At 57.1% G+C, this 12,135-nt stretch carries 11 protein-coding genes and 1 tRNA gene; 6 read left to right on the top strand and 6 right to left on the bottom strand.

The window, feature by feature from the left end; all coding sequences use genetic code 11:
* Positions 1–77: 77 nt before the first annotated feature.
* From glmU to L0H14_RS03190, 6 genes are all read right to left on the bottom strand, one after another.
* The gene (glmU, locus tag L0H14_RS03165; RefSeq protein ID WP_301416984.1) at positions 78–1,538 is read right to left on the bottom strand and encodes a bifunctional UDP-N-acetylglucosamine diphosphorylase/glucosamine-1-phosphate N-acetyltransferase GlmU; all 1,461 of its coding nucleotides are present in this window, start codon (positions 1,536–1,538) and stop codon (positions 78–80) included.
* A 46-nt stretch (positions 1,539–1,584) separates the two neighbouring features.
* Positions 1,585–1,656, bottom strand: a tRNA-Gln gene (locus L0H14_RS03170).
* Positions 1,657–1,751: 95 nt separating this feature from the next.
* Complete coding sequence (locus L0H14_RS03175; protein ID WP_301416949.1) at positions 1,752–2,129, bottom strand: Rho termination factor N-terminal domain-containing protein; 378 nt, start codon at positions 2,127–2,129, stop codon at positions 1,752–1,754.
* A gap of 238 nt (positions 2,130–2,367) precedes the next feature.
* Entirely contained in the window at positions 2,368–2,895 is a 528-nt protein-coding gene (locus L0H14_RS03180; protein ID WP_301416947.1) for a type 1 glutamine amidotransferase domain-containing protein, read from the bottom strand.
* A 4-nt stretch (positions 2,896–2,899) separates the two neighbouring features.
* The gene (locus L0H14_RS03185) at positions 2,900–3,541 is read right to left on the bottom strand and encodes a DNA-3-methyladenine glycosylase I (RefSeq protein ID WP_301416945.1); all 642 of its coding nucleotides are present in this window, start codon (positions 3,539–3,541) and stop codon (positions 2,900–2,902) included.
* On the bottom strand, positions 3,525–4,067 hold the full coding sequence (locus tag L0H14_RS03190) for a methylated-DNA--[protein]-cysteine S-methyltransferase (RefSeq protein WP_301416943.1): 543 nt from the start codon (positions 4,065–4,067) through the stop codon (positions 3,525–3,527). Before L0H14_RS03190 ends, L0H14_RS03185 begins: the two co-directional genes overlap by 17 nt.
* Positions 4,068–4,267: 200 nt before the next feature.
* Between L0H14_RS03190 and L0H14_RS03195 the strand changes: the two genes are divergently transcribed.
* The 6 genes from L0H14_RS03195 to acs all read left to right on the top strand — a co-directional run bounded on the left by L0H14_RS03195 (position 4,268) and on the right by acs (position 12,135).
* Positions 4,268–5,128, top strand: a complete 861-nt coding sequence (locus L0H14_RS03195) for a hypothetical protein (RefSeq protein WP_301416941.1) — start codon at positions 4,268–4,270, stop codon at positions 5,126–5,128.
* Between the two features lie 29 nt (positions 5,129–5,157).
* Complete coding sequence (gene nadA, locus L0H14_RS03200; protein ID WP_301416939.1) at positions 5,158–6,474, top strand: quinolinate synthase NadA; 1,317 nt, start codon at positions 5,158–5,160, stop codon at positions 6,472–6,474.
* Positions 6,471–8,075 carry an L-aspartate oxidase gene (locus L0H14_RS03205; RefSeq protein ID WP_301416937.1) on the top strand — a complete coding sequence of 535 codons (1,605 nt, stop codon included), beginning with the start codon at positions 6,471–6,473 and terminating at the stop codon, positions 8,073–8,075. Before nadA ends, L0H14_RS03205 begins: the two co-directional genes overlap by 4 nt.
* Complete coding sequence (gene nadC / locus L0H14_RS03210) at positions 8,062–8,916, top strand: carboxylating nicotinate-nucleotide diphosphorylase (protein WP_301416935.1); 855 nt, start codon at positions 8,062–8,064, stop codon at positions 8,914–8,916. Before L0H14_RS03205 ends, nadC begins: the two co-directional genes overlap by 14 nt.
* Positions 8,916–10,073: a cysteine desulfurase family protein gene (locus L0H14_RS03215; protein ID WP_301421382.1), complete on the top strand. Its 1,158-nt coding sequence runs from the start codon at positions 8,916–8,918 to the stop codon at positions 10,071–10,073. The genes nadC and L0H14_RS03215 overlap by 1 nt, the downstream gene beginning before the upstream one ends.
* Before the next feature lie 106 nt (positions 10,074–10,179).
* Complete coding sequence (gene acs, locus L0H14_RS03220; RefSeq protein ID WP_301416931.1) at positions 10,180–12,135, top strand: acetate--CoA ligase; 1,956 nt, start codon at positions 10,180–10,182, stop codon at positions 12,133–12,135.

A 12,135-nucleotide genomic window follows, 5' to 3' on the forward strand; every position in this document is an offset into this window, starting at 1 on the left:
TCCCTAGAACGTTCGGCGTCTTATTAGTGCTTCAACTGTAAACGCTACTACAGCCTTCCAACAGTCTGTTGGGAAGTTTATGATTTTCCGTTGGATGCACGGGCGGCTTTCGCCGCTGCCGAATCAGGTCGACGCTGCAAGACCCAGTCTTCGATGGTGCGTTGCTCCATCGCGTTCATAGCGAGGGCCCCTGCTGGCACATCCTTACGAATGACCGCGCCTGCCGCGGTGTACGCGCCGTCACCAATTTCTACCGGGGCCGTGAAGACAGTATTGGAACCGGTACGAACTTCGGCTCCAATGACGGTGCGGTGTTTGTTCACACCATCGTAGTTCGCGGTGATGTTGCCGCAGCCGATATTCGCGTTTTCGCCGATCTCTGCGTCTCCGGCATAGCCAAGGTGAGAGAGTTTCGCTCCGCGACCAATCTGAGCATTCTTCGTTTCGTAGAATGCCCCAATTTTTCCGGTGTCACCCAGCACGGTGCCCGGACGGAGATAGGTAAACGGTCCGACGTTCGCGCCGATGCCGATGACAGCTTCGGTTGCTTCGGTGCGTCGAACCGTCGCGTCTTCGCCGACGACGACACTTTGCAGAGTGCTGTCGGGTCCAATCACGGCTCCCGAGGCAATCTGGGTTGCCCCGTGCAGCTGAGTATTGGGCTTAATGGTCACATCTTGTGCCAGTTCAACATCGACGTCGATCCAGGTCGTGGCAGGATCCACGATGGTGACACCGGCTCGCATCCAGCGATCGGCAATACGGCGGTTGAGTTCGGAACCAAGCGCGGACAACTGCGTGCGGTCGTTGACGCCTTCGACTTCCATCAGGTCGTTAGTCACATACGTTGCTACACGACCGCCTTCGGCCCGAGCCAGGCCGAGAACGTCGGTCAGATATTTTTCGCCTTGGACATTATTGGTCGTGACTTCGGCCAATGTCCGGGCTAAGATTTCGCCGTCGAATGCATAAATGCCCGAGTTGATTTCGGTGATGTCTGCGATCGTGGAATCACCGGTTTCTTCGGCGATTTTCAGTGCGTCCTTGTGCTCGACGATACCGCTAACCAGGCCTTGTTCGTCACGCACGATACGACCGTAGCCGGTTGCGTCTGGAACGTTGGCACTGAGCACCGTGACGGCGTTCTGAGCGTTCTGATGTTCGCTCACTAGAGCGTTTAGTGTTTCGGGGGTGAGTAGTGGAACATCACCGTAGGTCACTACGACGGTGCCATTGACAGCCCCGATGGCTTCCAGCCCTTGTTCTACAGCTCGGCCGGTGCCCGGTACATCGTCCTGATCGGCGATGACGAGGTTGGGATTATGTCCGAGAAGGTGTTCCACCACGCGTTCACGCTGGTGACGAACTACGGCTACGAGATGCTCTGGGTTCAAACTCATGGCGGCATCGAGGGCATGTCCGACGAGTGAACGTCCACCCATGGGGTGCAGGATCTTTGGAAGACTAGATTTCATCCGTGTGCCGGCGCCGGCCGCCAACACGATTACAGCCGCGGGAGAAGAGGAACTCAAAACAATCGCACCTTTGATCGTAAGACACTATTTCTCAACCGCGATGCGGCAGTTCCGCCCCTAGGATTCGAACCTAGACCACACAGCTCCAAAGGCTGGCGTGCTGCCATTACACCAGGGCGGAATGTTGGTCATTGACCAACACCTCAAACATTGTGCCATAGATATTCGTAAATTCCGAATTCCTACATCGGTCCGTGGCATTCGATTCGGTACTGATTACCTCATATCCGGGTTGGCCTCGGCATCGCGGAGCGCTGCTATAAGCTCAGGCTTGCGCATGGACGAGCGTCCAGCGATATCGTGTTGTTGGGCCAGCTGATAGAGCTCATCAAAGCGCAAGTCTTCCAGCTGCGTTGCTGGCTCATGAGCAACCTCAGCCGGGTCATAGACATCATCGGCCGGTTCTGCAGTGTTGTCTTCGATACCCACATCTCTCGCAGGCGGCAATGTATCGAGCAGAGCCTGGGTCTTGCTATGGCGGCGCAGCCGGTTGAGTGCATAAATCCCGGCGAGTGCCCCGCCGAGCGCAACGGTGCTCGCCCCGAGAATCTGGCCGATACCTGGGCTGCGTGTTGATCTTCTTGATGTATTCATGTCTTTCATTATCGCCTAGATATAGTTCCTGGTCTTTTGTCACCCCTTCAACAAGACCAACCGACGGAGGGACCTGGGATCGGAGTATCCGTGGTCTCAATAGAGCACCTCGGATCGGCAGAGTATTTATAGCTGCCGGTCAAAACTGTCGCTGTTGGAGTTGATGATGCAAAAGCTGCTTAAAAACTATGGTGCGAATGATTGCTCATCCGCACCATAGGTTCGACTTCAGTACTCGTTAGTCGTTTTCAATAAATTTATTGATGATCGCTTCATTGAACGCTGGCAGGTCCTTCGGAGTCCGAGAGGTGATCAAATTACCGTCAACTACAAGCTCTTCGTCTGCCCAGTTGGCGCCAGCATTCCGCAGATCGGTTTGCAGGCTTGGAAAGCTGGTCATGTTCCGGTCTTTGAGTACGTCGGCTTCGGTGAGAATCCATGCTGCGTGACAGATGGATGCCACAGTTTTATTTGTATCGAAGAAAGCGCGGGTGAAATTCACTGCGTCTTTGTTCATGCGAATTTGGTCTGCGTTTTTAGTTCCCCCAGGCAGCACAAGCCCGTCAAAATCATCGGCGTTGGCTTTGGCGACATCGAGGTCTACTTTTTGTGAGTGGTCACCGCCACTGACCTCACCTGATTCTGGGGAGACGAGAACGGCTTCTGCACCTTGCTCAACAACGGTGTCCCACGGCGAATAGAGCTCGGATGGCTCGTAACCGTTAGTGACAAGAAACGCTATGCGACGGCCTTTAAGGTCGCTCATGAATTCACTCCTTATGTTTGGGTGTACTACCACCGTAGTCGGCTGCGTAAGTGTGCGAAAGGTTGGGTAGCTTCCGGTACGGGAAGGTGTTGACCAGACCAATAGCCTCAAACATCGCGAAGATAATGGTTGGGCCCACAAAGCGAAAACCATGTTTTTTCAACTGTTTCGCGAGGGCGACCGACTCAGATGATTGACTGGGCGGATTGCCATCTAAATCGAGCACTGGATCGTTGATCGGCTCATACGACCAAATCAATTTCGCCAGGCCGCCCTGTGCTCGCAACATAATGGTTGCTTTGGCATTACTGATGACCGCCTGAATCTTCTGTCGGTTCCTGACAATTTCTGCATTATCCATCAACGATTCGACGTCGTCCTCGCTAAAGCTGGCTACGACGTCAGGGTCAAAGTCAGCAAAGGCTTCACGAAAGGCGGGGCGTTTCTTCAGGATCGTCAACCAGGATAGACCCGCTTGGAACCCTTCCAAACTGAGGCGTTCAAAGAGACCTTGCTCGTCTCGAACCGGCCGACCCCATTCAGTGTCAAAGTAGTGCTGCAACAACGGGTTGGTCGTGGCCCACTTTGGACGAGCAGTACCGCGCTCGTCAAACACCACACCAGGATATTCAGGCGGCTGTTGCATCAGATTTCTCACCTCGCTCCAAGGCAAGTAAGTACTTTTTAGCTCCGGGGGTGCCGCTAAATTCACCGTACGTGCCATCGGCGCGCACTACCCTATGGCACGGTTGGATGATCGGCATGGGATTGCGTGCACACGCACTCCCAACGGCGCGTGCCGCACCGGGTTTATTGAGTTGCTGGGCGAGCTGACCATACGAACGGGTTTCCCCGTATGGGATGGTTGCTAAATTCTGTTGCACCGTGGTGATGAAACGCTCAGTATTTCCCCGCTGGATGGGCAGTTCAAAAGATTCTCGTGTGCCGGCAAAGTATTCATCGAATTGGTCTGTGGCATATCGCAGTGTTTCATCATCCCGAAGCACCGGAGCCCCAAATTGGCCCTCGAGACGTTCTAGCACGGAGGCGAAATCGTGATTCTCGAACGCCACGTGAACAATGCGGGCCTCTTGGGCGGCAATCAACAGTTCGCCGATTGGTGAGGGGATGATCGTGTAGCGGTTGGCTGCAGCGTGAACAGTATCGGACATGTTTACCACCTCGTTTTTGATGTCACAGACAATTATGCCCCCTTTCGCCTGTCTCGTCAGCTCGCTTCCCTGCAGTGTGGATACCCCACCGGCGGTCTGCTTGACAACGCAAGTAACGAGCATCATACTGACTTAAAGTCATATTGACCTTAAGTTGCTCGATGGCGATGTACCTGCTGCGAGCGCAAAGAAGGAGCACGGTGAGTTTTTCTGCCCCGAGTGCGTCGGAGCGCCGGTTTATGCCGCCAGCTGTTGCGGTGTCGACGGTTGCGTTTGCATTGCATCCACCCGTGGACGCCAACGTTGCGGACCCGCGTTCCGGTGAGGTGCTCTCCACCTGGGGTGAGTATGCAAGTCGCGAAGGTTCGAGGGTGGAGCACGCCACCACGCTGTGGTTACCGTTAGTGCGGCGTACTCGACCCCCATTCGACACCCTGTGGGCATTACCGGGTGGCCCGATCCCCTGGGATGAGGATTTATCGCAGACGGCGTCGCGAACACTGCACGAGGCGGTGCTGCGCTCCCCCAGCTATTTGGAACAGCTCTTCACGTTTGGGGAGACCAGCCGTTCCGCATCCGCTCAACGTCTCGTGACGATCGCCTATTGGGGCCTTTATGGTCAATTGGATTTGACCGCTGAACCGACCACTGCGTACTCCCCGGATACGACCAGTGACGTAGCCACTGCTACTCGAGACGCAGTCACAGAGTTTCCCGAAGCACTCGTTGCCTCAGCCGATGCAAATGTCGCGTGGTTTTCGATTGACCGCCTCCCCGAACTGGCCTTTGATCACGCGGCAATCATCGACTATGCGGTCTGGCGATTGCGCCAACGCACCGAGTATTCCATGGTGGCCCATCGCTTTTTAGGAAAAGAGTTCACGCTGGCCCAATTGCGCCGGGTTCATGAAGCCATCTTGGGTGAGCAAATTGATCCGGCAAATTTCCGTCGCGACATGCTGGCCCAGGGCCAGCTCCTTGATACGGAACGAGTTGAAGGAGGCACACCGCATCGCCCGGCCCGTCTGTATCGCTTCAAAGACCAACCCCAACAACCATGAGTTTCACAGTTTCTATTCCAAGGAGTCCTATGACCAGCGTTGCAGATTTGATTGCCTCAGCTGCCGCTACCGAACAGCGCAGTCGCACCGATTTGGGCGACACCATCACCTTTGGCGAGCCAACCGATATCACCACCACGTGTGACAGCAAGCTGCCTACGGCACCGTGGCAGATCGATACCGAACCAGGCTACGGCCCGGGCGCTTCAACCCTGGACACCGCTCCGGCAACGACACCGCAGCAAGGTCCAATCCCTGCTGAGTACACCCAAGCCAGTGCAGAGGAACTCGATGCTCGAATTCTCGCGGCCAAAGAAACGCTGGGTGATCGCCTGAAAATTCTGGGGCATTTCTATCAGCGAGACGAGGTCATCCAATATGCTGATTTTGTGGGTGACTCCTTCATGCTGGCACAGGCAGCCAAGGACCACCCCGAAGCCGAATCATTTGTCTTTTGCGGCGTGCACTTTATGGCCGAAACCGCCGACATCCTGTCGACAGATGCGCAATCGGTGATTCTGCCCAACCTGGCTGCCGGGTGCTCGATGGCAGACATGGCGACCATCGACCAAGTAGAAGAGGCCTGGGAACAACTCACCGAGGCACTGGGGACCTCCACCGCAACAGATCACGCCGAGATCATCCCCGTGACCTACATGAATTCCTCAGCTGCGATCAAAGCGTTCTGTGGACGCAACGGGGGCATCGTTTGCACTTCCTCGAATGCAAAAACCGTACTGGAATGGGCATTCGCACGAGGCAAACGCGTCATCTTTTTCCCCGACCAACACCTTGGCCGCAACACCGCCAAAACCATGGGGATTACCGAAGAGCAGATGCCACTGTGGCGTCCGTACCTGCCGATGGGAGGCAATACCCAACAGCAGTTACAGGATGCCAAAGTTATTTTGTGGAACGGCTTCTGCTCGGTTCATAAGCGTTTCACCGTAGCCCAAATTGATAAGGCTCGCACCGACTATCCCAACGCCCAAGTCATCGTCCACCCGGAATGTCCTGCACCGGTGGTCGAAGCTGCCGACGGCGTAGGTTCAACCGAGTACATCCGCAAAGCCATTGCGGCCGGGCAACCCGGTGACGTGTTTGCCATCGGTACGGAAATCAACCTTGTGAATCGTTTACAGGCCCAACACCCCGACATGACTATCTTTTGCCTGGATCCGGTCATCTGCCCGTGCTCGACCATGTATCGCATCCACCCCGCCTACCTGGCCTGGGTCGTAGAGTCCTTGGTGGCCGGGGAAACACCCAACCAGATTTCCGTAGCTCCAACAGTTTCTGCAGATGCATCAGTTGCGTTAGAGCGTATGTTGGCGGCCCGGCCGTGATCATCGTCGTTGGGACCGGCGTCGCTGGCCTCACCGCAGTCGAGCGTTTAGCCACTGCCGGGGTGCCGGTAACTGTGTTAACCGCGGGGCACTTCGGCCTCGACGGTGTCTCAGCTGGCAATACAGCTCTGGCCCAGGGTGGCATTGCTGCGGCGCTAGGCAAAGACGATTCCCCGCTCTTGCATCTCAGTGACACGATCGAGGCGGGCGCGGGTCTCGTTGATCCAACGATGGCACAGATTCTCACCACCGATGGCGCTAACCGGGTCCGCGAATTGCTGGCTTCAGGTTTTCCCGCCCACCGTGATGCACAGGGCCAACCGACCTTTGGCCTGGAGGCAGCTCACCGGCGTGCTCGCGTGCTCCACGCCGGTGAAGATAGTACAGGTGCGGCGCTGTCAGCGTTTCTGACTAGCCGCGTTCAGCAGCTCGCAGACGACGGTCGTGTGCACATCATCGAGCAGGCATCGATAACCGATCTGGCGGTCGCCAACGGATGTCTCAGCGGAGTGTTCTACACTTCTCCTACGGGGAAGCAACAGCTCGACGCCAACGCCGTGATACTGGCAACGGGTGGTTATGCTGGGCTGTTTCCGACGACGTCGTCTTCGCCTGCGATCACCGGGCAAGGTCTGCTGGCTGCAGCTCGCGCCGGAGCTGTAATGGCCGATATGGAATTTATCCAGTTCCATCCCACTGCGCTCGCAGGATCCGGTGCACTCCTCTCTGAGGCAGTTCGAGGAGCCGGTGCGGTACTGCGCGATCCCGCAGGGTATCGGTTTCTGGCCGACTCCCACCCGAATGCTGAACTTGCGCCACGTGATGTGGTCTCCAGAGCCTGCTTTGCGGTTATGGAGGCCTTTGGTACAGGATCAGTGTTCTTGGATGCCACCGTGATCGAAGATCACCACGGCGCAGGCACGTTGGCACGCCGATTCCCACAATTGACGGCCATGTTGAAAACCCACGGCATCGACTGGACTACACAGTACGTTCCGGTCGCACCGGCAGCCCACTACTGTATGGGCGGGGTCACCACAGATGGTCGCGCTCGCACGTCTTTGCCCGGCTTGTTTGCCGCCGGAGAGGTGGCATCCACGGGCGTACATGGAGCCAACCGACTGGCTTCGAACTCCCTGCTGGAAGGCCTAGTCTTCGGCGCTCGAGCAGCAGAAACAGCACAGGACTTTCTACGTGATAAAGCCTGGCAGGTCGAACCACAGCTGCATGCATTGATGAGTTCTGCTGTGCCGGTCTCGTCTCGCGTGCATGTCACCACCGATGAAACGGATGGATTGTGCGATATTCAGCGGGTTGTGGGAAGACATTTAGGCATAATGCGAAATCCCGATGGCTTAGTAAAACTGCTGACTGAGCTAGATGACGTCGCACATCCTGCAAGTGATCTTGTCCGGATCATAGGAACCGCCGCTTTGGCGCGCACCGAGTCGCGGGGCGGCCACTGGCGAGCCGATTATCCGGTCCCCGACCCGAACCAGGCCAACCGGACAGCGTGGCTACTATCCACCACACAGACCAACCCCGGAGGGAACCGATATGCCCACCGGACCAAGGAGAGTGCACTGTATGTTGACGCATAAGCTTGTCACCGACGTCGTTGAACGCGCTTTGACAGAGGACTGCCCCTGGGGTGATGCAACCGTGGCCGTTTCAATTCCGGCCCACCTGGAGTTCCAAGCGAATCTCGTGGCCCGCGAACCAGGGTTTTTCGCCGGTGGTGCAGTACTGGTCGAGACTTTCCAGCAGGTCGATCCACGAATCGTCATCACAAACCTGGTCACCGATGGTACGGCCTTTTCGGCCGGTGACGTGCTAGCTTCCCTGTCCGGCCCGGCCGCCGGAATTCTTACAGGCGAACGTGTGGCCCTGAATTTTGTCCAGCGCCTCAGTGGTATCGCCACCTTGACCTCACTATTTGTTGCCCACGTCGCAGGCGTTGGCTCGCACGCACGTATTGCCGACACCCGAAAAACCACGCCAGGGTTAAGGGCACTTGAAAAACACGCGGTCACAGCAGGTGGCGGTATCAATCACCGCTTTAGCCTGTCGGATGCAATCATGTTCAAAGACAACCATCTCGCTGCCCTGGGTGTGACCGCCAACAGCGAACTGACCGAAGCCATCCAGAGGGTCAAAGCCAAGGTCGGGCACACCACCGCGATCATCGTGGAAGTTGACCGGCTAGAACAGATAGAACCCGTGGTAGCGGCTGGCGTGACAGGCATTCTGTTGGACAATTTCTCCGTGGAGGACCTCCGGACCGGGGTCCAGCTCATCGACGGCCGGTGCACCACCGAAGCTTCCGGGGGTGTCCATCTGGACAGTGTGGCCGAGATTGCGGCCACCGGCGTGGACATCATTTCGGTTGGCGCCATTACCCACGGGGCCAACGCCCTCGATCTGGGATTGGATGCCAGCTAATGCACTATCTCGATGCCGCAGCAACCGCACCGCTTCGACCAGCGGCGCGCCACACCATGCTCAGCGTGTTGGACGGTGGACCAGCCAACGCCTCATCGGTCCATACGCCCGGTCAGCTCGCCAAAACAACTTTGCACCACGCCCGACAACAGGTAGCAACTACGCTGGGTGCACGTGAGTCCGAGGTCATCTTCACATCCGGTGGCACCGAAGCCAATAACCTCCTACTCAAAGGCGTCGCCCTGGCGGAGCCTCGTGGTAAACACATCGTCACCTCGGTCATCGAGCATTCATCGGTGCGTCAGACCTGTGCTTTCTTATCGCGGTTCGCAGATTTTGAGATCACCGAAATCAATGTAGACAAATACGGCCGAGTGGATGAAGCTGCGGCACTGGCTGCGATTCGGGATGACACCACGCTGGTATCGATCGGCCTGGCGAACGGCGAGGTCGGCACTGTCCAGTCGCTGGAGCGCATCGGTCACGCCGCCAAAGCCTCGGGGGCAGTGATGCACACCGATGCAGTCCAAGCAGCCGCATCCCTTCCGGTAAATTTTGGTGCAGAGGGTTGGCCCGGGACGTTTGTCGATGCGATGTCCATTGCATCGCACAAGTTTGGTGGCCCACAAGGTGCCGGCGCCCTACTGCTCCGCAACGGGACACCGCTTGAACCGCTCCTGCACGGCGGCGGGCAAGAGTCCGGTCAGCGCTCCGGAACTGAGAGCCTCGCGGCTATCGCCGGTTTCGGTGCCGCTGTGGCTGCCCTCCTGCCCCAAGCCGGTACTCGCGCGCAGTCTTTGATGGCCCAGCGAAATGCCTTTGTGTCCCGCATGCTCCAAGAGGTTCCTGGCGCCCAACTCACCGGTCACCCTGCAGAGCGGGTCCCGAACCACGCCTCGTTTGTCATCGACGGGATCTCCGGAGAATCCTTGCTGGTGGATCTGGACGTAGCCGGTATCGCGGCGTCTTCGGGATCTGCCTGCTCGGCGGGCAAGAACGACCCCTCCGCAGTTCTGCTGGCCATGGGGTACCACCCCGATGTCGCGGTAACAGCACTACGTTTTACGTTCCCTGATCCCCTTGATGAGTCGGAATTCCAGCGGTTCATGGACCAAGCCCTGCGAGTTCTTACGTCGCACACTGCACTGGTCCGGTAGCACCTTCATGGAGTACTCCACTGCTACTTCTTGACTTCGCCATCATGCCGCGTAGGGTACCAGGTGAGACACGAATCACAGTCGCACTTGGTATTAGGAGTACGCTATGGCAGAGAACCCAACCATTGAAGAACTCAGTCACGAAGACCGAACTTTTGCTCCCCCTCCAGAATTTGCGACCAACGCTAATGTCACGGCCGCAGAATATGAGCACGCAGAAGCCGACCGACTAGGTTTCTGGGCTGAAAAAGCCAACCGTATCACCTGGGATACCCCATTCGACGAAGTACTCGACTGGTCAGAGGCACCGTTTGCGAAATGGTACACGGGTGGAAAACTCAATGCCGCCTACAATTGTGTGGATCGCCACGTCGAAGCAGGACTGGGCGATCGGGTCGCCTACTATTTCGTAGGTGAAGGTGGCGATACCCGCACGATTACCTATTCTGATCTGCTGCGAGAAGTATCCAAAGCCGCTAATGCGCTGATCGAACTGGGCGTCAAGACCGGTGATCGGGTAGCCCTCTACATGCCGATGATCCCCGAAACAGTCTTCACAATGCTGGCGTGTGCACGCATTGGCGCCCCACACACCGTGATCTTCGGTGGTTTCTCCGACCGTGCGATCGCAGACCGCATCCAGGACTGCGGGGTAGAAATAGTCATTACCGCCGATGGCGGTTACCGCCGCGGCAAAGCTAGCAGTCTGAAAGCGGCCGTAGATAAGGCAATCGCTGATCTCCCACAGGTACGTAACGTGCTCGTCGTGCAACGCACCGGCCAGGACGTCGACTGGCAAGAGGATCGGGATTTATGGTGGCACGACGTCGTCGACCGCCAAAGTGAGGAACATACTCCAGAAGCCTTCGACGCGGAACACCCGCTGTATATTATGTACTCCTCGGGCACGACCGGGAAACCCAAGGGCATCATGCACACCACGGGTGGTTACCTGGTGGGCACTTCTTATACCCACTGGGCGGTATTTGATATCAAGCCCGAAACCGATATCTTCTGGACTGCTGCAGACATCGGCTGGGTGACCGGGCACTCCTATATCGTGTACGGACCGCTGCTGAACGCGACCACCTCGATCCTGTATGAAGGTACCCCGGATACCCCGCATCGGGGCCGCTGGTGGGAAATCGTGCAAGACTACAATGTCACGGTCCTGTATTGTGCACCCACAAGTATTCGCACATTTATGAAATGGGGACGCGATATTCCTGCCGACTACGATCTATCCTCTCTCCGGCTCCTGGGGAGCGTGGGTGAACCGATCAACCCTGAAGCTTGGATGTGGTACCGCGAAAATATCGGTGGCAATGCCAGCCCGATTGTCGACACCTGGTGGCAAACTGAAAACGGTAACATTCTGATCAGTCCCCTGCCAGGGGTCACCGCCACCAAACCCGGCGCAGCCATGCGTGCACTACCGGGCATTGTGGCCGACGTATTTGATGAAGCAGGCAATTCAGTCGAACCCGGCAATGGCGGCTACCTGGTCATTACCGAACCGTGGCCTGGCATGTTGCGGACCCTATGGGGTGATGAAGAACGGTATAAGAAAACGTACTGGTCGCAGTATCCCGGCGTGTACTTTGCCGGTGACGGCGCAAAAATCGATAAAGATGGCGACATCTGGGTACTGGGACGCGTTGACGATGTACTCAACGTGTCAGGCCACCGCATGTCTACCACCGAGATCGAATCGGCGCTGGTGTCGCACGCGATGGTTGCTGAAGCAGCCGTGGTCGGTGCCGCCGATGAGACCACCGGTCACGCCATTGAAGCGTTTGTGATCTTGCGCGAAAGTGCCGCAGACAACGACGACGTCGTCAAAGAGCTGCGCGATCACGTTCGCGCAGCGATCGGGCCTATCGCAACCCCTCGCGGCATCATGGTGGTACCTGATCTGCCCAAGACGCGTTCGGGTAAGATCATGCGCCGACTCCTCAAGGATGTGGCAGAGGACCGGGAAATTGGTGATGTCACCACCCTGGCTGATGCTTCGGTCATGGAGCGGATCCAAGAGGAAATTCGTAGTCGCGCAACGAGCTAA

Origin of the sequence: Yaniella sp. (genome assembly GCF_030453185.1) — a bacterium.
Taxonomy (GTDB): Bacteria; Actinomycetota; Actinomycetes; order Actinomycetales; family Micrococcaceae; genus Yaniella.